Origin of the sequence: Vibrio sp. T9, from assembly GCF_003123985.1 — a bacterium.
GTDB classification, from domain to species: Bacteria; Pseudomonadota; Gammaproteobacteria; order Enterobacterales; family Vibrionaceae; genus Vibrio; species Vibrio diabolicus.
Map to the genome: position 1 here is coordinate 197,453 of NZ_NIGY01000004.1, position 20,411 is coordinate 217,863.

The 20,411-nt window shown below is 42.4% G+C and carries 18 protein-coding genes and 1 pseudogene; 8 read left to right on the forward strand and 11 right to left on the reverse strand.

The window, feature by feature from the left end; all coding sequences use genetic code 11:
• The first annotated feature begins 318 nt into the window (after positions 1–318).
• Positions 319–732 carry a VF530 family DNA-binding protein gene (locus tag CBX98_RS09695; RefSeq protein ID WP_005391068.1) on the forward strand — a complete coding sequence of 138 codons (414 nt, stop codon included), beginning with the start codon at positions 319–321 and terminating at the stop codon, positions 730–732.
• Positions 733–882: 150 nt separating this feature from the next.
• On the opposite strand, the gene CBX98_RS09700 is transcribed toward CBX98_RS09695, so the two are convergent.
• Both CBX98_RS09700 and CBX98_RS26785 read right to left on the reverse strand, forming a co-directional pair.
• The gene (locus CBX98_RS09700; protein ID WP_109169088.1) at positions 883–2,133 is read right to left on the reverse strand and encodes a DEAD/DEAH box helicase; all 1,251 of its coding nucleotides are present in this window, start codon (positions 2,131–2,133) and stop codon (positions 883–885) included.
• Between the two features lie 387 nt (positions 2,134–2,520).
• Positions 2,521–2,643: a hypothetical protein gene (locus CBX98_RS26785; protein WP_258663106.1), complete on the reverse strand. Its 123-nt coding sequence runs from the start codon at positions 2,641–2,643 to the stop codon at positions 2,521–2,523.
• 37 nt (positions 2,644–2,680) lie between these two features.
• Here CBX98_RS26785 and CBX98_RS09705 point away from each other — a divergent pair, with 37 nt between their 5' ends.
• Together CBX98_RS09705 and yidZ are read left to right on the forward strand one after the other, a co-directional pair.
• The gene (locus CBX98_RS09705; protein ID WP_109169089.1) at positions 2,681–3,886 is read left to right on the forward strand and encodes an MFS transporter; all 1,206 of its coding nucleotides are present in this window, start codon (positions 2,681–2,683) and stop codon (positions 3,884–3,886) included.
• Positions 3,861–4,817, forward strand: coding sequence for an HTH-type transcriptional regulator YidZ (gene yidZ / locus CBX98_RS09710; RefSeq protein WP_109169090.1), 957 nt, complete (start codon positions 3,861–3,863; stop codon positions 4,815–4,817). Before CBX98_RS09705 ends, yidZ begins: the two co-directional genes overlap by 26 nt.
• Before the next feature lie 260 nt (positions 4,818–5,077).
• Here the strand turns inward: yidZ and CBX98_RS09715 are convergent, their stop codons facing one another.
• Positions 5,078–5,872 (reverse strand): helix-turn-helix transcriptional regulator, encoded by a 795-nt coding sequence (locus tag CBX98_RS09715; protein WP_109169091.1) that lies wholly within the window; start codon positions 5,870–5,872, stop codon positions 5,078–5,080.
• 122 nt (positions 5,873–5,994) lie between these two features.
• Between CBX98_RS09715 and CBX98_RS09720 the strand changes: the two genes are divergently transcribed.
• Positions 5,995–6,801 carry a sulfite exporter TauE/SafE family protein gene (locus CBX98_RS09720; RefSeq protein ID WP_109169092.1) on the forward strand — a complete coding sequence of 269 codons (807 nt, stop codon included), beginning with the start codon at positions 5,995–5,997 and terminating at the stop codon, positions 6,799–6,801.
• 122 nt (positions 6,802–6,923) lie between these two features.
• Here CBX98_RS09720 and CBX98_RS09725 read toward each other — a convergent pair whose 3' ends face one another.
• From CBX98_RS09725 to CBX98_RS09740, 3 genes and pseudogenes are all read right to left on the reverse strand, one after another.
• On the reverse strand, positions 6,924–7,943 hold the full coding sequence (locus CBX98_RS09725) for a hypothetical protein (RefSeq protein ID WP_109169093.1): 1,020 nt from the start codon (positions 7,941–7,943) through the stop codon (positions 6,924–6,926).
• A gap of 257 nt (positions 7,944–8,200) precedes the next feature.
• Positions 8,201–11,974 (reverse strand): hypothetical protein, encoded by a 3,774-nt coding sequence (locus CBX98_RS09735; protein WP_109169094.1) that lies wholly within the window; start codon positions 11,972–11,974, stop codon positions 8,201–8,203.
• 372 nt (positions 11,975–12,346) lie between these two features.
• A pseudogene (locus CBX98_RS09740) lies at positions 12,347–12,614 on the reverse strand (IS1-like element transposase); the annotation flags it as partial.
• 403 nt (positions 12,615–13,017) lie between these two features.
• Here CBX98_RS09740 and CBX98_RS09745 point away from each other — a divergent pair.
• Positions 13,018–14,622: a S8 family peptidase gene (locus tag CBX98_RS09745; protein WP_109169095.1), complete on the forward strand. Its 1,605-nt coding sequence runs from the start codon at positions 13,018–13,020 to the stop codon at positions 14,620–14,622.
• Positions 14,623–15,390: 768 nt separating this feature from the next.
• Positions 15,391–15,639 carry a hypothetical protein gene (locus CBX98_RS09755; RefSeq protein ID WP_012842472.1) on the forward strand — a complete coding sequence of 83 codons (249 nt, stop codon included), beginning with the start codon at positions 15,391–15,393 and terminating at the stop codon, positions 15,637–15,639.
• A 140-nt stretch (positions 15,640–15,779) separates the two neighbouring features.
• Here CBX98_RS09755 and CBX98_RS09760 read toward each other — a convergent pair whose 3' ends face one another.
• Both CBX98_RS09760 and CBX98_RS09765 read right to left on the reverse strand, forming a co-directional pair.
• Positions 15,780–16,025 carry a hypothetical protein gene (locus tag CBX98_RS09760; protein WP_104970140.1) on the reverse strand — a complete coding sequence of 82 codons (246 nt, stop codon included), beginning with the start codon at positions 16,023–16,025 and terminating at the stop codon, positions 15,780–15,782.
• 40 nt (positions 16,026–16,065) lie between these two features.
• Positions 16,066–16,281, reverse strand: a complete 216-nt coding sequence (locus tag CBX98_RS09765) for a DUF3820 family protein (protein WP_109169096.1) — start codon at positions 16,279–16,281, stop codon at positions 16,066–16,068.
• Between the two features lie 143 nt (positions 16,282–16,424).
• On the opposite strand from CBX98_RS09765, the gene CBX98_RS09770 reads away from it, so the two are divergent.
• Positions 16,425–16,733, forward strand: coding sequence for a cysteine-rich CWC family protein (locus CBX98_RS09770; RefSeq protein ID WP_074189939.1), 309 nt, complete (start codon positions 16,425–16,427; stop codon positions 16,731–16,733).
• Positions 16,734–16,771: 38 nt separating this feature from the next.
• Here the strand turns inward: CBX98_RS09770 and CBX98_RS09775 are convergent, their stop codons facing one another.
• Positions 16,772–17,116 carry a HopJ type III effector protein gene (locus CBX98_RS09775; protein WP_109169097.1) on the reverse strand — a complete coding sequence of 115 codons (345 nt, stop codon included), beginning with the start codon at positions 17,114–17,116 and terminating at the stop codon, positions 16,772–16,774.
• A 198-nt stretch (positions 17,117–17,314) separates the two neighbouring features.
• On the opposite strand from CBX98_RS09775, the gene CBX98_RS09780 reads away from it, so the two are divergent.
• Positions 17,315–19,084: a choice-of-anchor I family protein gene (locus CBX98_RS09780; protein ID WP_109169098.1), complete on the forward strand. Its 1,770-nt coding sequence runs from the start codon at positions 17,315–17,317 to the stop codon at positions 19,082–19,084.
• 71 nt (positions 19,085–19,155) lie between these two features.
• Here the strand turns inward: CBX98_RS09780 and CBX98_RS09785 are convergent, their stop codons facing one another.
• A complete protein-coding gene (locus CBX98_RS09785; RefSeq protein ID WP_005375563.1) occupies positions 19,156–19,494 on the reverse strand; it encodes a 4a-hydroxytetrahydrobiopterin dehydratase in 339 nt (112 codons plus the stop codon).
• Positions 19,484–20,278, reverse strand: a complete 795-nt coding sequence (gene phhA / locus CBX98_RS09790) for a phenylalanine 4-monooxygenase (RefSeq protein ID WP_005391119.1) — start codon at positions 20,276–20,278, stop codon at positions 19,484–19,486. The genes CBX98_RS09785 and phhA overlap by 11 nt, the downstream gene beginning before the upstream one ends.
• Positions 20,279–20,411 lie beyond the last annotated feature (133 nt).

The window sequence follows — 20,411 nt, forward strand, 5'->3', positions numbered from 1 at the left end:
ATATTAGACATTAGTAAAAGGACAACAAAAATCTCACTTATTACACAAAGATTTAACATTGCATTAGAGTACGCTGATCTTTAGTGAGAGTTTTTGAACAGCAATTCAACAAGAGGAACAGCCGCAACTCCACCTGTGCTTTTCAAGGTAGAAAAAACATATCCGTATTCACACAGGTAATTGGTTAATTTTGCTCATGCAAGTACGCACTAACAACATCAAATCGAGTTGCAACCCAAACCATCGCTGCCTAACTATAGATATCTCTGTAATGTATACTTTGCTAAACTCCACCCTTTGATGAGTAAGGCCCCTAAAATGATGACTGACGAAGAAAGAATCGAACTGCAACGAAACAACCCACTGCACGGGTTAAAGCTAGAAACTATGTTGCAAGAGTTGGTGGATTTTTATGGCTGGGACATTCTAGATACAGCAATGCGCTTTAATTGCTTTAACACTAAGCCTTCGATTGCAAGTAGTGTGAAGTATTTAAAGAAGACCGAATGGGCGAGAGAAAAATTAGAAAACTTTTACCTTTATCGCTTTAAGCGCATGCCACGCGCAAGTGAAGAAGAATATGATTTACCACCGAGAGCTCGTACGTTCCCTCATGGTCTTGAACCTAAAGAGCCAATGCCGCTAACCGTTGACTCTATCCTCAAGTCACAAGCTAAAGCTGCATCCGCATTTAAAAAACGCTCACCTCGTGGACGTCCGACGCGTCGATAGTACATAACCTTGAAAAGCAATAGAGCCCTACTGGTAGCTCCAGCAAGGCTCTATTGTTCTTTAAAGAAATGGCTAGAAGAGAATACTCAAGCTAGTGCGCCCCCTTCTCCAACGCCTCCCATAAGTAAACTCACATGTAGTTTACGTTTTCTATTGATTACGCTTTTTCTTCTTTTTACCCGTACCTGCTGGCTTTGCTCGCGGCTTCATCGGTAAAAAGTAGGCTTCACTTTGGTCGTCTTCCACTTCAAAGCCCTCTACCTGCTCACGTTCAAGTTGGAACTTATTTTTCTTTTCTATCACTTTGAAATGGTGGTAGTCATCGTAATCGATAAGAGATAGCCCTAGACCCACTTCACCAGCACGACCACTACGCCCTATTCGATGCATATAGTCAGCAGGACTACGCGGGAGATCGAAGTTAATCACCACTGGCAGCTTTTCAATATCAAGGCCACGTGCTGCGATATCGGTGGCAATAAGAACTTGAATCTCGCCAGACTTAAAACCGTCAAGTACACGAGTACGAGCGCCCTGCCCTTTATCACCATGGAAAACTTCAGCAGTAATACCGCGTTTTGACAGCTTTTGAGCTAAATGGTTACAGGCATTCTTAGCATTCACAAAAATCAAAGTCTGTCGCCACTGATGCTGTTTGATTAAGTGCGCAAGTACCGCCGTTTTCTCACCTTTATTTACACTAAACACACGTTGCACCAAAGTGCTGGCTTCTGCGCTCTGCAACTGAACTTCAACAGGGTCACGGAGCAAGTGCTGAGCCAGCGTCGTGACTTTATCAGGGAAAGTAGCAGAAAATAACAGCGTCTGTTTCTTCTCTGGCAGTAACGCAAGAATCTTATTGAGTTCTTCGGTAAATCCGAGGCTCAACATACGGTCAGCTTCATCGAGCACGAGCGTTTTTACTTGGTCCAACTTAATCGCGTTACTGGATACCAGATCAAGTAATCGACCTGGCGTAGCTACGATAATGTCACAGCCACCGCGAAGCGCCAGCATTTGTGGGTTCACCGACACACCACCAAATACGGCAACCGTTTTGATCTTATCTCTAAGATGGTATGAGTAAGATTTGACGTTATATGCCACCTGTGATGCCAGCTCACGAGTTGGAACTAAAATCAGGTGAGAAACGAAGTTACCACGGCGATGATTTGTTTCGTCTTGCTGAACAATTTTTTGCAGAATTGGCAGCGAAAAAGCAGCGGTTTTACCAGAGCCCGTATTGGCACCGCCAACAATGTCTTTCCCTTCAAGGATATAAGGAATGGTATGAGATTGAATGGGCGTCGGTTGGCTGTATTCTAACGCTTCTAGTCGCTCGACTAAGGTTGGAATCAGGCCAAGATCGGCAAATGTCGCTTGCTGTGTTTTATCTGTCATTACGATGAGTGGCTCAGTGCTAGTAAAGGCCGTGTATCTTATGCTATTTCGCGTCTGGATGTTAGAGATAATGGCCCAAACAGAAGATTGGTGAGAGAAGCACTATAGGGAGCTGGAATCTCCTTTCACTAACTGAGTTAATGGTTTCTATAACTAAGGCTCTACAACTCACGATGGTAGCGTTCGCGACGAACACTGGGAAAAAGGAGCCAGGCCAGTCTGACTCCTGTAAAGCCAAAACACATTGTATCTTGGAAAAATTAAGGTTGCAGAGACAGACCAACTCCGCTTGAAAGGCTTAATCATACTATCTAAACCTTCGGTTTTGAGAGCAGAATACATAATGTCCATCGTGGTCTATTGTGGACTCGGTTGTATAGATTGCTTTCACCCGATACCACGGTTCTTCTCAGTGTAAGTTTGACTGCTGTAGCCACAATCGTTGCTGATGTCGTATATGGAAATACCTGTTGTCAGAAAGGTAACGCGCCAAGATGAGTAATGTTGCATATCATGCTCGTAAGCCCAATTCCTTCACGAGGTAGTAATGGAACAAATTAATTTACCCCGATATCTGATATGTAGCTTCGCCTTTGTGCTGCTTTATCCTACGGCAATAGATCTCTACTTGGTTGCTTTACCACAAATCGCCAATGACCTGTCTGCAAGCGAATCACAACTTCATATTGCTTTTTCTATTTACCTTGCTGGTCTAGCATCGACTATGATTTTTGTTGGGCGAGTTGCTGATTGTTTTGGACGCAAACCTGTTGCCATTTGGGGTGCAGTGATTTTTACCCTTGCATCAATGTTCGCGGGCTCTGCTGAGACCAGTAATAGCTTCCTAATAATGCGCTTCTTTCAAGGTGTAGGTGCCGCATGTTGCTACGTAGTGGCCTTCGCCATTTTGCGCGACACTTTAGGTGAGCAAAAGCGAGCTAAGGTTCTGTCGATGCTCAATGGAATTATCTGTTCTATCCCAGTACTTGCCCCCGTGATCGGCAATCTGATTATGATCAAGTTTCCGTGGCCCGTGTTATTCACTGCCATGGCGATGATGGGTATTGCGATAGGCTTAATTGCTTGCTTTGTCTTAAAAGAAACCTTGCCTAAAACCAAGCGCACACTTTTAGATATGAGTGAAGATTCGAACGAATCACTATATAACCGTTTTTTTATATCGCGCGTTATTTATACATCTTTAGGCGTCACAGCGATTCTCTCTTATGTAAATACGTCACCAATGATAATAATGGATTCGATTGGTTTTACTCGAGGCGAATATTCAACCACGATGGCACTACTCGCGATGGTTGGTATGACTACATCGTTTTCAGTCCCATTTGCTCTGTCTTACTTCAAACAAACCACATTGATGTTCGCTGCACAAATGACCAATTTCCTGTCGGCTATCGTTATTCTCGCGGCTCACTTGAATAGCGATAGTCCGACACTTTATATGGTAGGGTTCACTCTGCTCAGCATGAGTTTCCCTATGGGGTTTGGTGTGGCGATGAATCAGGCGCTAAGTCAGTTTTCTCGTAAAGCTGGTCAGGCAAGTTCTATGCTTGGCATAGGGCAGGTTTCTTGTTCTGCGCTTTACATTTGGTTGATGGCGACGTTAGGTGTGTCGGCTGTGATGATGTTAATGATAGCGTTGGTTGCTAGTAGCGTTATTGGACTCTCCATAATATTATTATTTCCAAATCAGAACGTTAGTGAGCCTCATGAAGAAATCTCTTGCCCGACTTGATCTTAATTTACTGCTCACTCTGCAATTGCTACTGCAAGAGCAGAGTGTTACGAAAACGGCGAAAAAACTTAATGTAACTCCCTCAACCGTGAGTAAGTCTTTAGGCAAATTGCGCGCTTGGTTTGATGACCCGCTTTTTGTGAATACGCCGCAAGGCCTAAAACCAACAAATCTCGCGACAAACGTGCAAGTGCTTTTGTCAGACTGGATGCAGATCGGTAACCAGATTGTTTCACACCGAGGTGATGATGCGCCAAGCGGGGTTAAATTTCATCTTGGAGTAGAGTCGCCATTGTCACTCATCATGGCGGATGAACTGACCAAACGAATCCATGATTTTTACCCAGACTCAACGGTAAAGTTCCATAACTGGGATTACGACTCGTTAGACGCCATTACCAGCGGTGAAGTGGATATTGGTTTTACTGGCCGTGAAAGCCATCCTCGCTCCAAAGAGTCGTTAGAACTGCTCCCGTATTTTATTAATTTCGAAGTGCTGTTCTCGGATTTACCTATGGTGTATGTCCGCAAGGATCATCCTGCACTCAAGCAAGAGTGGAATTTAGATACTTTCTTAAGCTATGCCCACATCAATGTAGCATGGGAGAAAAATGACAGTTGGGCATTGGATGAGATCTTGGCTGAGCAGGGACACACTCGAAACGTTAGCCTAACGATGGCGAGTTTCGAGCAAGCTTTATTTGTTGCAGAAAAGCCCGATCATCAAATGTTAACCACAGCACCAAAATATTGTCAGCGATACTGCGAACAGCTTCACCCCAACTTAATAGCGTTGCCTATCCCCATTGCGGAAGATTATCAGCACAAGCTACTGATTCCATTTACTATGATTTGGCACAAACGCAATAACAAGAACCCTAAAATCGTGTGGTTGAGGGAGACGATAAAGAGCCTGTATGGCACAAGTTGAACGGGTAATTTTGAAGTACATTTAAAGCAAAGGAATGAACATTCTCCCCCCCTTTATGTTGTCAATAACCGTAGGAGTGTGGTCTTGCCTTCCATTAGATTAAATATTTAAAAATCTTGAAATCTATTATCCACTTCGAAATTGATTTCAGCTCATTTGGGGCAGAAAGAAGCTAGAAGCAATTGCTTATGTTGGGTGAGTAAATGTATGTAAAGCCTCAGTACATAAAAACGAACCTAATTTAGGTAAGCTCTTGGCAACTATATGCCACGACTCGAAAAGTAACGCGTGGGTGAATCGCCATAGACCCGACGAAACATCGCGATAAAGTTACTGGGCGTCGAATAACCCAAAGCATGTGCAACCGCTCCTACGGATTCTCCGCGAGCCATCATTTCTAACGAATGTATTAGCAGTGCTTGTTGCCGCCATTCACTAAAACTCATGTTTAACTCACTTCGAATCAATCGTCTTAATGTCCGAGATGAGACTGCCCCGATCTTTGCCCAATGCTCCACAGAATGTTTGCTGTTTGGGTCTATTAAAATCGCTTGAGTAACTTTTTGCAGTCTCGGATCTCTGGGCAGTGGGATGTGGAGTGACTCATGAGGGCTATTGACGATTTCATCGGATATTACGGCAAGAATACGTAAAAACTGTATGGATAGATCGTCTGTTTTGCTCCATATCGATGCTCTAACCGATAGGGCTTTCAACACATCGCTCATTTGGATCACACAAGGTCTCATTGGAAACCGCTCACAACTCTCTGGAGTAAACAGTAATGAACGACCTTTCAGAGAACCACAAAAATAAACACTGTGCATCGCACCCGGGGGGATCCAACCAGCTCGGTGAGGGGGTAGTATCCACGTTCCTTCATCGGTTTTGACCTGAATTAGCCCTTCATCTATACACAGTAGCTGGCCTCGATGATGACTGTGCCAATTATGTGGCCGTTGATCCAAATGGTTGAAGTCGCTCCTTTCATGCTGCCACTCCTTAGCGATCAGTGCGGCTCCATTTTTCCATTCGCTGTAGTCAGAGTTTGTCACTTTATTTACTCAATTCCATTTTGGCCATTATTCATTATTTTCTGTCCTCTTAACGTTACCATAGCAAGTTAGCGTTCGAGTAACATTTTAGCAACGACCATTTTATCGAAGGCAGAACCATCATGAACGAACCTATCTTTATTATCTATTACATTACAGCAGGCTTGGGCATCGGCTTTCTCGCTGGACTCGTTGGTGTGGGTGGTGGTGGAATGGCCGTCCCGATTTTTGCGTTTCTGTTTTCACTACAGGGAATAGCTGATACGGAAGTAGTCCATCTTGCCTTAGGGACATCAATGGCTTCGATGATTATTACAACATTGGGCAGCATGCGCGCTCACTACAAAAAAGAAAATGTAGACTCGACAATGGTAGTAAAAATGTTGAGCGGAGTTCTAGTCGGAACATTTTGCGCCACATTCGTAGCATCGTATCTACAGGGGATCTATCTGGCAGGTTTTTTCAGCGTATTCATGTTGTATGTAGCTTATAAGATGTTTCGCAACACTGAGAATGAGTACAACCCGAACCCACATGGGGCTATCGGTAATATCACTGTAGGCTCGGTGATTGGCTCTGTATCAGCACTTGTCTCTATAAGCGGTGCGGGCTTGATCATCCCCTATCTTGTCCAGCAAAATTTTGAGGTAAAACGTGCTATTGGCACCTCTGCTGCGATAGGTTTCCCTATCGCGCTATCAGGAAGCCTCGGTTACATGTTAAACGGATGGGAAAATACAGATTGGAACAACTTAGTATTAGGATACATATACCTTCCTGCAATGATCAGCTTCTCCATTAGCAGCTACTTAACTACTAGCCTCGGCGTGCGTTGCGCAGAGTATTTCCCAAATAAAGTTCTTAAGAAAATCGTTGGTATTTTGTGTGTTCTTCTGAGTTTTAAAATGCTGGTACAAGTACTTAATTAAGGCAAGTAATACAGTCATCAGTATGTCTTGCAATATGTTGTGGGGACAAACCTGAAAAACTTACTTCTCGCTTTGCTGGCCCAAGCACACAATGTGTAAGAAAGCTCCGCATTGTTGCACTCTTATGACTTTGTTAAGCTAGCCAGAATTACATCCAAAATTTGCTGGTGATTGTCCTTTCTGGAAACCTCGTCACGCTCCTGGCAAAGTGCTTCCTCCCCTTCTGATGCGAGAATTTTAATGCCACGCTCAGTACATTCTGCGAACGCACTAAACTGACTCGCACTGGGAATCTCTTGAAATGTCACATTGGGAAGAGCAACAAGTGATTCGGCTGGTGTCAGTGCGGGATGTACCCGATCAGAAAGCGTCACCACGGTGATGGTATTTTTCATCAAGGCCAAAGTTTCAGGGACAAAAGTTTTCGTTAGCTCAGGGTTGATAACGACGACCGATTTCAGTTTGCTTTCAGACTGAAATCGGGGGAATTTTTGATCCGGGATGTTGGTAATATCAACGTTATTTTCACGTAACCAATGACAGTCTACATTGGTGACGTTGTGGCACGATGTTCGATATTTTTCCGGGCTTATTTGCGCTCCGGAGAGCATCAGCATAGATGTCCCGCCCAGAAAAAAGCCGACACCCTGCACTGCATCAGTATCTACGCCTCCGGACAGTATCCCGACCGAACTTAATTCGTTCAGCCCAAGCACCAACTCACTGGTTCTGAATGTGATTTCATCAACAGCCATTTCTGCATTGATTTCGTTCGGTGCAGGAGGCTTTGGTACAACAACGACATAACCTTGTTGCGCCAGGCTCGAGGCTATCCAACCACTATGGGAAAATGCTGACCGTGTTCCGCCCTGCGACAAAAGCACAACGGGAAATTTTCCACTTGCTAACGGGGCATCTAACTGCGTTTCGACTGATTTAAAAATGTTACCCCTACCAAACGTGAAGTTGTTTTTTTCATTCGTTGTGGGATACCAGTAGTAGACTTCTACAGGCTTGTCTCTGTCTTCACTGAATGCCGTTTTGACTGTTAGCGCAGAATGGTATTTCGGCTCATTCGTACTGGCGCTGACACTGACACACAATGAAGCGAGTAGAAACGACATTATTATTTTGGTTTTCATTTTTACCCCAGCCGATCAATACATTACTCTGCACGGCATCTGGAAAAATAACGCGCAGGAGATTCTCCATATATTTTGCGAAACATAGCAATAAAGTTACTCGGAGTCGAGTAACCCAAAGCAAGTGTCTACTTTGAACTGCGCCAGCAAGCTTTTGGACTATTTCGTGTTACGAATAGAAATAACACAAATCCAGTTTGCATGAAAAGATGTATGGGAAAATTCCACCGCTTTGAACAAGTTTATGGTTCAATACTTTATTCACAATAAAAGCTAATGACGACGTGATAAATCGAAACTGTAACGTTACCACGCTGAAGTTCTTCTTTTCCCATCCAAAAGGTATCTGAATCTTCACCATTTACAGTTTCAAGAGCATAACTCTTTGCTTTGGTAAAGCCTTTGTGCTGACGGTTTTTTATGTGGTTCTTATACTTATCTAATAGGGTGACAAAATCTTTATCGAATGCATATACGACAACAAATATCGTATTAAAGCCCTCTTGAGCATACCCCGCCAACTTATCCATATGCTCATTGATATCGGTAGTACCCCATTTAAGAAGGCGAAATGCTTCAAATAACGCAATACGTCTACTTTGATTGTTATCTACTATGACACCATCCACCTCACCATAGCTTTTACCTGAAGATGAACTACCTATTTGACTTTGATCCGAAATATGAAGTGGAGAGCTTTTTTCTCTCATGTTAAAAAGACTACAAAACCATTGATTAATTCGATCTTCGTTTGCTGGCTTACTAGAGTATCCAGATGAGGATTCGTCATTTTTGACAGGTATGTAAATATTTTTACTGCGGCTAAGCAATTCTTTAGAGACTGAAGAAACTGTTTCAACTAAATACTCTTCAACAGAGCTGTTATTTATTATCTTCACATATGTTTCGACATCACTACCGTTAATCAGTTTAAAGCTATTTGCTAGTTGCTCAGGACTTCTTTGATTCCTTTCTGCAAAACGATCGAGATATTGCGTAGCAGATGATTCCTTCGCTAAAGCATTCATTATAGTGTCGTTGATTTTTTCTAATTCATCTGAGAGTGCTTCGTATTGACCTAGGAATATAATATAAGCTGAAAATGCTATATCTGCTTCTTTTATCAACTTATGCTTGAGTAGTAATTCACAGTAAGGTGTAAGTAACTGAGGAAGAAATTTCTGAGCTGAGCTCAATAGTTCCCATGTTTCCCTCATTGAACTGATGTCATCAATTGTCCAGTAAGCATGCAGTATTCCAGATATCCAAGGTAATGGATAACTTGAGATAACAGACCATTGCGCTTTTGCCGATTGTTCTACTTTTGACAAAGCATTTCGAATCAAAGTTATATTTGAAGCATCATGATGGTTAGCAAGATACGCATGTAACAGCATTAAAAGATGTTCTGGGTTACTAGTATCTTCGACCAGTCCTTCCAAAATAAGAATGCTATTTTTGGTATCATGTTCGATTAGATAATATGCTAGATAGTAGCGTCTAAAATATTCACATTCGTTGTAATATTTTTTCTCTTTATAGGTGAATGGAATAGGGATATCGTTAATATGTGCTTGAAAATCAGGGGTATATTCGTCTTGATTAATAGCCAACAATGTAACGTCTAATTTATATTGATAACACTTTATCAATTGGCGTTTTTCAGCAAAGAGGTGATGGTGTTGATCTTTGAACCTACCTTCATTCAGTTCATGACTAGCTTGATTAAGAACGGTCAGAGCCAGATCAAACTCAGAAGCACGGTAGGCTGATACAAATGTTTTTTCTAAAACATCCAAAGAGCTGTTATCAATATTGTTTATTGCGAATTTTGTAATTGCTGATTTGATAAGCTCTTTTCTTGCAGGATGAATACAAGCCTCCATCAATTGGAAAAGCTGTGAGTTTGTTAGGGTCTCGTCATTTGAATCAAGAAAGTCTTCGAAGTCTGAGTCATCGATTTTGTTTATGTAAACACAGAAATCAGGCCATAGATCGTAAGCACCAACTCCAAAAGTGCGAAATAATCCGACTCTTTCATTAGTATCGAAGCCTAAATTGTCAACGATAGATATGTTTCTTTTATGCAGTTTACTTAAATGTTGGCAAGAGTCATGATTTGCAATCACCATCAGTACTTGAAAGTAACAGCTTATAGCTCCTTTGGCTTTATACTGTGAATCGTTTGTCCATAGCAGAGCAGATGACCAATCGGTTTTATGCCTTTTAGAAATCGACAATAGCCGTTCTACATTATCTTCAATAACTAATTTGTACCAAGGAAACTGTTTAATAAGGATTGAAGCATCTAGGTTTGATTTTCCCCCTTCAAGAGTTAATCTTAGGTCATGCTCTAGCTCATTAGTAATAAGATTAACTAATTCACTTATATGCACCTGAGCAGTATCAAGCGAATTCCTATCGATGAAATCATATAGCCACCATAACAAGAAATACTTGTTATTACGGAGATTAAAAATCGCTGGGGTCGGATAAGCATGTTCGCTTAAATCCACGTTTTTAATAATATCAATCATTGATAGTATTTTATTAGGATGTTGATGCTTTAGAAAGTTATCAAATAACGTGTAGTAAATTGAATCTTTAAAGTTATCTCTATATAGATCTAGCTTGTCAGTTAAAACAAGAACGATATCAAGAAACTCTTGATTACAATCAGTATTTTCAGAATTCGTTTCTGCGTATCTTTTAGAGATAGAAACCTCTAAGTCTTCCACAACACCCCGATTTTCAATCTGATTTGAAATGTCACCATAGAAATGTGCAAACCAAAACATTGCGAAATTGCATGTATCTATTCGAGAGAGGAGTATGCAGAAATATTTAGGTAATAATCGAAACCTAAATAAATCTTTGAAAAGCAGATGATTAAGTAAAGGGTGCACCAACGAACATTCAATCAGTTCTATTAGCATATTAGGGTAATATATCGAATGGTTATCGATACCTATGCTTTCCTCTAAAAAATCCGAAATTAACCAACCATAAAAGTATCCGACTCCTTCGTAATAAGTTCTGCTTTCCAAATGCTCCTGAATCTGAGAAAACTTATTTTTACTAATCTGACGTGGTGAATTAGAACGAAAGGATGACAGGGAGCTTTTTGTAACTACGTTTCTCCTTGGTTCCTTCACATATCTGTCTACACTATTACTCTCTGCTTGTGAATTTCCACATGATATGTTTATAGTTTGCGTGTAATTGAGAATGTCTCCAGAAAAATGGTTACTGTTTGATATGGAACGGGATAAATTTTTAGGGACAGGAAGAGCTAATAAGTGTTTTTGTAATTCAAGAGTATACGTATTGTACTCCACTTCTGAAATCACATACTTAAGAACTGGGAAAGCACTGCTACATGTTAATCGCATGATTTGTAGCCATTTTTCGAAAGCTTCTGTAGGACTAGCGGATTTAGCAAGTACTTTTTGCCATAAAAAGGTACTAATTAGCTGGTTAAGGTTATGTTCTCTGCCATTAAATACATACGAGTTATCTTCTTTCTTAACATAGGAAAGCAAAGGGGAGTTGCTATTGAATTCTTTGTCCCATATTTCTTCTGAAACGCAGAGATTGGTTTTTTTATATCCTTCTTGACCGCACTGGATATGTTGTAAAGTTCTAAGAGTTTCTATTACGGGAACTAGAGAGTCATCAACTTGCCGTTCAAGGTCGTGTTCTAAGTTACAGGTGAGTAAAAGGTAATCAGCCTCGAACATTACAAGACAGCACTCTTCTAAATATTCAAGTTTTATTCCTTTGCTAATCGATACAAGTTCACCATTCCGATCCCATAACTTAGTTCCATTGAGAAGCTCTGATACTGTATCTCTGTCTAAAGGTTCTATCGTAGGTGATGAGTGCATTAAAAACTTTGCTAATTCTTCAGCTTCTTTCTGCTGTTCTAAACTGTAGAATTTTTGCGAATCAGTTGACGCTCGTGTGGATAGCTCCAAAAGAGATTTAATCTTAAACCAATCCCTTGAATGTTCGACATGATTTGCAGCCATAGTATCTTCCCTTGATTTAAACGAATAGATAGAAACTCATTTGATTTCATTGAACTATATAGAAATATGATACACCGAAAAACCAAAAGGTTACCTATCAGTTGTTTAGAAATTAATGCAAAGGAATAAAGCATCTTACCTATGGCTATTTATGCCAAATAAAGACGTTAATCAACTATTAGGAAAAGTAGGTTAAGAACTGGCTTAAGAAGGTAGTCGGAATTGAACGCCAAATTATTTTGGGGCAAAGGTGTGTTGCAGTTCTTAAATGGGGAAGTGTTTTTCCTCATATTCCTCAACCAATGCAGCTAGCCTTTCAAGTTTACAAATTAGTCTTATATTTGCTCTATCGAAAGGTATTGAGGTTACTTACCTTGGCGAGATTTTTTAAAGTGCTCAATACCGTGTTGTATGCGACATTCAACACTTGTGCTGTTTCCCTAACTCCAGAGCTATTCATTGACATATCGACAATTTTTTCTTTTACATCTGGCTTGCGGGCTTCGTAAACTTAATCGAGTTGAAAGCCCTTTCGACATTCGATACACCTGAAACGAGGAAAGCCAGAATGCCCTTTTCCATGTTCACGGACGGGCTCTGTTTTATTACAGAAACGACATTGAACTTAGATAGTAGCCATGAGTTAAAAAACATCAGAAACCAGGTGGCTATATTAACATCTATCAACCAATTTGAGTCATGACCAATGAAAGGATAGTTAGGTTTTTATTGCGTAAATTATCGGTAAGAATAGTGCATATAACAGGCAATAAGCCAGGTGTGTAGAATTATTCTATTTTAGGGATTTTGCTCTAAATCTAAATGAATCTTTGCATTTCAATTTCAATAAAGCTTAGTTATTGATCATGTTTCTGAGTATGCGAATTATTATCAATTATGCATATGGTTACTCATTGTCTAGTTTGATTTGTGTAACGTCACTGCAGCACGTATTGAGCGTACTACGCTGATTGTCTGTGTTTTCGTGTTGACAGTTTGGTACTAGGTAAAATCAACAAGACTATGATTTCAAGGAACATTTTATGTTAAAGAAACTACTAAGTTGTTGTATCACCTCCGCGCTCTGTTTTCATTCTTCTCTCGCTTTTTCGCAACCCAATGAGATTGCGGACAGTGCAGAGTTACAACAAGCTCCCGACACATTGCCTGCCACTTTGATGCTTGCACCGGACGACATCGCCATTGCAGATCGATATATAGTGGTATTTCAACAACCGCAAATGATGGCGAGCAGCTCACCGGAATTCGAGCAATTCACGCAACAGTCTGTAGACCGCATGTCCGGTTTATATTCGATAAAAGTGGAGTCGGTTTTTGACCACTCGATAAGTGGATTTGTCGCTAACTTGAGCCCTGAGCAGCTACAAGATCTACGTTCTGATCCTCGTGTGGACTACATTGAGCAAGACAGAATCCTATCGCTTGACCCAATAGTCTCGGCAGACGCAAATCAAACCAATGCCATTTGGGGACTAGACCGAATCGACCAACGTAACTTGCCGCTCGATAACAACTACAGTGCCAACTTTGATGGAACTGGTGTAACGGCTTATGTTATCGATACTGGTGTGAACAATGCACACGTTGAGTTTGGTGGGCGCTCGGTTTCTGGGTATGACTTTGTCGACAACGATGCAGATGCAAGTGACTGTAATGGACACGGGACACACGTTGCGGGCACCATTGGCGGCAGCTTGTATGGTGTTGCGAAAAACGTCAACCTTGTCGGCGTGAGAGTATTGAGCTGTACCGGATCGGGTTCTACGTCTGGTGTTATTGCCGGTGTGGACTGGGTGGCTGCGAACGCTTCCGGACCTTCAGTCGCCAACATGAGTTTAGGTGGCGGTCAATCTGTTGCTCTAGATAGCGCAGTGCAAAGTGCGGTTCAATCAGGTGTCAGCTTTATGCTAGCAGCAGGTAACTCCAACGCCGATGCATGTAACTACTCCCCAGCACGCGTAGCTACAGGAGTGACTGTCGGTTCGACCACAAGCACGGATGCACGTTCGAGTTTTTCAAACTGGGGCAGTTGTGTGGACGTGTTTGCGCCAGGCTCACAAATCAAATCTGCGTGGTATGACGGTGGTTACAAAACCATTAGTGGTACATCGATGGCGACGCCACATGTAGCGGGTGTAGCAGCATTGTATCTTCAAGAAAACAGTTCACTGTCTCCAAGCCAAGTAGAGGCCTTGATCGTTAGCCGCGCAACTAGCGGAAAGGTGACGGACACAAGAGGCAGCGTGAACAAGCTACTTTATAGCTTAACGGATGCAGATTGTGGCCAAGACTGCGGTGGCCCAGATCCAACACCGGACCCAGAAGGCAAATTAACCTCGGGCGTGCCAGTAAGTGGTTTAAGTGGTTCAACTGGTCAAGTAGCGTATTACTATGTTGATGTCGAAGCTGGGCAGCGCTTAACCGTACAAATGTATGGTGGCAGTGGTGATGCAGACCTGTATCTCCGTTTTGGTGCAAAACCAGCACTGAACGCATGGGACTGCCGACCTTTCAAATACGGTAACAATGAAACATGTACGGTCAGCGCGACACAAAGTGGACGTTATCACGTCATGATTCAAGGTTACTCAAACTATAGCGGTGTCAGCATTCAAGCGAGCTACTAGTTATTATTTTCGTTATTGAAAGAGAACAAAGCCCACTTGTCGGTGGGCTTTGCTTTGGGAATACTGAGTTTAATAGGAGACGTTCGATGCTATTCAAACGCACCGGCCTTTTTCTTCAAGAACTCAACTCGAAACGGCATCGAAGCTTTCTATTAGTACACCGCATAAGTCGGGTTCTCCAAGTCGTGTACATCAAATAGGATGCGAACTTAATCTCCTCGAGCTAACTCTTTCTCCATCATAAATCTTGGCATGATGGCAAACCCAAGATGATACAAAACAAATTCTTTACTGTGACCGCGGTTCTCACTTGCACTTTTGGGCTGTGAGACAAACGCGTGACCTGACCTTGGCTGTTGATAATCGTGAACGATATAGTGGCTAATCCGAGAAGATTGTATCCACTCAAAACTCAGACCCTATACTGCACATGTTGATGGGCTGGCAACGGTAACATTGGATGAAATGGGCCTTGAACCACGCAAGATCATTATAAATGGGAACTATTAGGCAAAGAGACGCTCAAACGAGCTAAATTGGAATGGGGCAAAAACGTTACAAACCATACCGACACGCCTCTGGATATAAATGTTCGAGTCCTTTTCTATTAAATCATTAATAACCAAGGATATTGCAAAGAGAGTTGTGGACAGTTAGCAGTATCAGTAGGCTTGTGCCAGTCAGGGCACCTGACTTTGGGAGAGCACTAAACATAAACCTTGGATTCTGCTACCGTAAAGCCCATATTTAATTTGAGAGAGATGGATAATGAACGACAGTTGGGCTAACTTCTTTCCGTACTTTGCTGGCGCTTTTAAGCTTATTGTATTAGGTATTGGAGCTTACTTAGCTATTAAATGGCATTTTGATGAAGAGCGAAGAGTAAGGGAGGCCGAAGGCGTGGTATTCGATAAACCAAGCTTCAAGAAAAAGTTCGTAATGATGCTAACCTTCCCATTCCTTCTAGGTCTTCTAGTCCTTCTCGTTATTTATGCAACTAACTGGTTTCTCTACTGACGGACTTTATTAATACGATCAACGTTTAAGCTCTCAACGGGTTTGGAGCAAAAAAGAGTCAGCCTAACAGTCTGGCTCTTTTGAATGAAAATACATGGTATCGTGGAATAACTAGGGAAGCTGTGGCAGGTTAAACTCACTTACTCCTTAGGCATGTGACCAGTTTCCTTCGCAAGCTTTTGCATCGCCTCGGCAAACGTTGTTGTCCCGCCTTTAGCTTTAACCTGTATTACCTTATATCCCAACTTTTCCAACGCTTGGCGCTCTGCCAAAACAGCTTTGTCATCTTGCTGGCTACCTTGGGCTGGCTGATGAATGTAACATCCCTCTAATTTACCATCTTCGACCAATTGGTGGTGTTTCAGTGCATCGATATCAAAATTCATAATAAGTCTTTTCATTAAAAGTGGGAGTTTCTGTGGCTAGTTACATACGCTTCAAAGGCTTCACGACATTATCTAAGCCTTCAATTTTGAGCGCTAAACACAGCTTGAGCAAATCCCCTAGTTCGCCGCTTGGCCAGCCCTTTTTATCGAACCACAGTAAGTATTCTTCAGGTAGGTCGACTAACACTCGCCCTGCATATTTCCCAAATGGCATTTGCATTCTAGCGAGTTTAATGAGGTTTTCTTTTTCTAACATAAGTGACAAAGATTTGAGGTAACTCGTCCAAGAATATCACTGCCGCCCTCTCCTCACCAGCAAATCGCACTCATGTTTATTTTGGCGGCTTTGACTCGCTTTGTGCTAGAGTACGCGGCATAAAAAATGAGAACGAGAAAGCAATGAAGTCACCTTGTCGAGCAGCATGTAAAAATAACGCCGGAATATGCTCTGGTTGTCACCGAACGATGGATGAAATCATCCAATGGAAAGACAAAACCGATCTCCAACGAGATACGATTATCGAACAAATCGCAGGGAAAGATTCAACGCACAATTGTCCTGAGTGCGGGACTCAAGCCCATTGTGATATCGTCGCAGGCAAAGAAACCTGTTGGTGCTTTACTATTGAAACCCGTGATTTACCCAAGCCAAGCGCCAACCAGCTGTGTTTGTGCCGAAAATGTCTAGAAAAAAAGCCAGTCGCATAATACGACTGGCTTACTGTTCTGCGTTTTCTGACTGGTGTTTATTTAGCGGTTAAAGCGGGTGCTTCAAACTTAATGCCTTCCCAACCTGTCACCATAAAATTACGAATATTCTGGTGATCGTTATTCTCTGGATGCTGCAATACATCTTCACGATAAAAGCGACCAAAGCAGGCTAGCGTCGCTTCTTTGTCTAGGTTGTTTAGCAAACCGAAAGCGAAGATCTTACACGAACCGTTGTTCTCGCCTGCATTGTTTTGTGTCTCACCATTAACAAAAGCGGTTGGCTCAAACGTATAGTTATCTTCGATCACCGCCATCGTGACTTCAAATTCGACCTGCTCTGGTGAAGCTGCCAATAAATCTAAAAACGATTTTAATTCCATTATTCCTCTATCCCTACTTCATCATTTTGATGACACATTAGTTTCATAAAAAGCCAATATAAGAGTCATCAATCATACATATATTCAGAGCCTTACCAAATCACACGTCATTCAGCGTTCCATCATTCCAGTGCGGAAATGGACAGCAGCATAAAACCCATGCTGATTGACAACGTATCGGATTGATAAGGAGATATCATGATCACCCCTTTAAAGGCAATCGGTGCACTCGCATTGTCATCACTTGCCATCGCGTGTTCATCACAACCCGAAGATACCGTGGCTTCATTCGCTACACAATGCAAACCTACCACTGCGCCCGTTGCTGGGGAAACTTCAATTCAAGGGTTAACGTTTATCGGGACATCCGTTGCTGATGCCCCATTCGACACATCGGCAGCTGAAATCGTCAGTTATGACGCCTGTACGGATAAGCTCTATGTGGTCAATGCTCAAGCAAAACGTGTCGATGTACTTTCTATGGATGACAACGGCGTACCAACCCAAAGCGCATTCATTGACCTCAACAGCGCTGGCGAAGCAGCGGGCATTGAAATTGGCGCAGCAAACAGTGTCGCTGTATTCAATGGTTTGGTCGCGGTTGCGATTGAAAACAGTAATAAACAAGCGAATGGTATTGTTGGTTTGTACCGCTCCGACGATTTGTCATTAGTCACGACTTTCCCAACAGGCGCATTGCCAGACATGGTAGGCTTCTCGAAAGATGGCCGATATATCGCAACCGCTAATGAGGGCGAACCAAACAGCGATTACAGCGTCGATCCTGAAGGTAGCGTCACTTTGATCGATCTGAACCTTGGCGTTGCTCAAGCAGAAGTGACACAAATTGGCTTTAACGAGTTTGATGGTTCACGAAAAGCAGAGCTTCCAATGAATGTGCGTATTTCGGGGCCAAACGCCACCATTGCACAAGATCTAGAGCCGGAATACCTCACTTTTGCAGATAACGGTAAAATCTATGTCGCGCTACAAGAAAATAACGCCATGGCAATCGTCAATCCAGTGAGCAAATCGGTAGAAAAAATTGTTGGCTTAGGTGAGAAGTCTTGGTCGGACGCTAAACTCGATGCATCTAACAAAGACAAAATTATTGGAAACTTGAAAAGCTACCCACAACTGGTTGGCTTATTTATGCCTGACACCATCGACAGCTACTCAGTGGATGGGAGTACTTACATCGTATCTGCAAATGAAGGAGACGGGCGTGAGTACGGATTCAAAACCACTCAAGAACACTGCGACAAAGCAGGCTTGATGTGGGATGAAGACGATTTCCTTGGTACAGATGAATACACATCTGAGCAAGGGACCTGTCTAAGCCATGTTGATGAAGTGCGCGGTAAGAAGCTGAAAGTAGCAGCAGAGCACCCACTGGCAGAAGCACTAAAAGACAACAAACAACTCGCGCGTTTAAAAGTGATTAAGCCGGAACAAACGCTTTCTGCACAAGAGAATGTTCAAGCATTTGGCGCGCGTTCATTCTCGATTTGGGATGAAAACGGCAAGTTGGTCTTCGATAGTGGTGACGATTTCGCGACCATCGCGCTGCTGAATGAAGGTAAAAACTTCAACAGTACCAACGATAACCATCACAGTGGCGATGACCGAAGTGATGATAAAGGCATTGAGCCAGAGGCGATTGAAGTAGCACAAATTAACGGTCGCCATTACGTGTTCATCGGCTTAGAGCGCCAAGGCGGTATTATGATTTATGACATTACCGATCCGAAACAAGTGCAGTTCCTACATTACGTAAACCGTCGTGATTACAATCAGCCAGTGTGTACACAAGTGGAAGATGGAGAATGCACCAACGACACATACAATCCAAAAGCAGGCGATTTAGGCCCAGAATCCATTAATTACTTTATCCGTAATGGTAGTCATTTTATCGCCGTTGGTAATGAGGTATCTGGCACGACTTCCGTCTTCCGAATCAATCTATAAAGCAATGTAAAAGTCATACAGAAACACAACGCCCGGCATAAAGCCGGGCGTTTTTTGTGTGAGGTAATGTCCTACTCTGCCGATGCTAGTGCGTCACACTTTGATGCGCAGATAAAATCGTTTTTATGCAGACCTTTGATCGAGTGACTCCACCACGTTACGGTGACCTTACCCCACTCCAACAAAATAGAAGGATGGTGGAACTCATCTTCTGCCAGTTCCGCGATTTTGTTACTGAAAGCCCATGCTTGTTTGAAGTTCTTAAATTTATACACCTTTTCTAGTTGAGGTATGTCTTCTCTTTCAATGATCTGCCAATCAGACAATTGCAGCAGCAGAGATTGTTGTTCTTCTTTGCTTAGTGCAATGGCATCGATACTACAAGCTTCGCATTTTTGTTCATTCAACATGAGCAGGTTCCTTTGGTTCAAAAAGTGGAGGAAGCAGTCCAGCTTCAATCGCTAGATCGGCTTGTTTCAATAAATTTAACTGACTGATTTTAAAGAGCTGAGAAAAGTCATCAATCACGTAGTACTTCGGTTGCATGATGTCGATACGATAAGGCGTTCTCAGCACAGTTTGTAATTCAAATGGGTCGCGAATTGCTACATCACTCTCTAATGCGTAGAGGGTTTCGCCAGGAGATGAGAGAATACCACCACCGTAAATTTTGGTTTTGTCCCCTTCTTTCACCAAGCCAAATTCTACGGTAAACCAGTAGAGACGAGCGAGATACGCTCTTTGTTTTGGTGTAGCGGCTTGCCCTAGTTGACCATAATGTTCGGTAAATGCAGCAAAATCTGGGTTGGTTAACATCGCACAATGACCAAATATTTCATGGAAGAAATCCGGCTCTTGCAAGTAATCGAACTCTTCTCTGGTACGCAAGAATGTGGCGACGGGAAAGCGCTTATTACCGAGCAGATTAAAAAAACGGTCGAAGTCAATAAGCGCAGGAACGGGCTCCACTTGCCAACCTGTTGTCTCCATCAGGACACGATTAATTTCTGGCAATTGAGGAACGCGGTCTTGAGGTAAATCAAGCAGCGTTAAACCGTGTAAATAAGCCTTACAAGCTCTGTTTTGGATCACACCCATTTGTCGTGTTACCAAATCTCGCCAAATGGCGTCTTCTTCACGGCTCCATTCAACCCTGCCTTCCTGGTTTACGGGTTTAGAACGATACTGAGTCATGGTACATCTCCATTAACAAATCCTTTACATTAAGCCTATCTTCAGTCTTAAGAGCTTCCAATCCCCACACGATTTTCTCAGTATCAATCCGATGTAACATATTGTTTACAACACGTCGTAACTGCATGATTTT

What these genes read in the sequence shown, in the direction of transcription:
- CBX98_RS09705 (WP_109169089.1), top strand. Translation starts at nt 2,681, where the DNA reads ATGGAACAAATTAATTTACCCCGATATCTGATATGTAGCTTCGCCTTT.
- CBX98_RS26785 (WP_258663106.1), bottom strand. Translation starts at nt 2,643, where the DNA reads ATGCAACATTACTCATCTTGGCGCGTTACCTTTCTGACAACAGGTATT.
- CBX98_RS09755 (WP_012842472.1), top strand. Translation starts at nt 15,391, where the DNA reads ATGAACGACAGTTGGGCTAACTTCTTTCCGTACTTTGCTGGCGCTTTT.
- CBX98_RS09745 (WP_109169095.1), top strand. Translation starts at nt 13,018, where the DNA reads ATGTTAAAGAAACTACTAAGTTGTTGTATCACCTCCGCGCTCTGTTTT.
- phhA (WP_005391119.1), bottom strand. Translation starts at nt 20,278, where the DNA reads ATGACTCAGTATCGTTCTAAACCCGTAAACCAGGAAGGCAGGGTTGAA.
- CBX98_RS09760 (WP_104970140.1), bottom strand. Translation starts at nt 16,025, where the DNA reads ATGAATTTTGATATCGATGCACTGAAACACCACCAATTGGTCGAAGAT.
- CBX98_RS09735 (WP_109169094.1), bottom strand. Translation starts at nt 11,974, where the DNA reads ATGGCTGCAAATCATGTCGAACATTCAAGGGATTGGTTTAAGATTAAA.
- CBX98_RS09770 (WP_074189939.1), top strand. Translation starts at nt 16,425, where the DNA reads ATGAAGTCACCTTGTCGAGCAGCATGTAAAAATAACGCCGGAATATGC.
- CBX98_RS09780 (WP_109169098.1), top strand. Translation starts at nt 17,315, where the DNA reads ATGATCACCCCTTTAAAGGCAATCGGTGCACTCGCATTGTCATCACTT.
- yidZ (WP_109169090.1), top strand. Translation starts at nt 3,861, where the DNA reads ATGAAGAAATCTCTTGCCCGACTTGATCTTAATTTACTGCTCACTCTG.
- CBX98_RS09785 (WP_005375563.1), bottom strand. Translation starts at nt 19,494, where the DNA reads ATGTTGAATGAACAAAAATGCGAAGCTTGTAGTATCGATGCCATTGCA.
- CBX98_RS09725 (WP_109169093.1), bottom strand. Translation starts at nt 7,943, where the DNA reads ATGAAAACCAAAATAATAATGTCGTTTCTACTCGCTTCATTGTGTGTC.
- CBX98_RS09720 (WP_109169092.1), top strand. Translation starts at nt 5,995, where the DNA reads ATGAACGAACCTATCTTTATTATCTATTACATTACAGCAGGCTTGGGC.
- CBX98_RS09695 (WP_005391068.1), top strand. Translation starts at nt 319, where the DNA reads ATGATGACTGACGAAGAAAGAATCGAACTGCAACGAAACAACCCACTG.
- CBX98_RS09765 (WP_109169096.1), bottom strand. Translation starts at nt 16,281, where the DNA reads ATGTTAGAAAAAGAAAACCTCATTAAACTCGCTAGAATGCAAATGCCA.
- CBX98_RS09775 (WP_109169097.1), bottom strand. Translation starts at nt 17,116, where the DNA reads ATGGAATTAAAATCGTTTTTAGATTTATTGGCAGCTTCACCAGAGCAG.
- CBX98_RS09700 (WP_109169088.1), bottom strand. Translation starts at nt 2,133, where the DNA reads ATGACAGATAAAACACAGCAAGCGACATTTGCCGATCTTGGCCTGATT.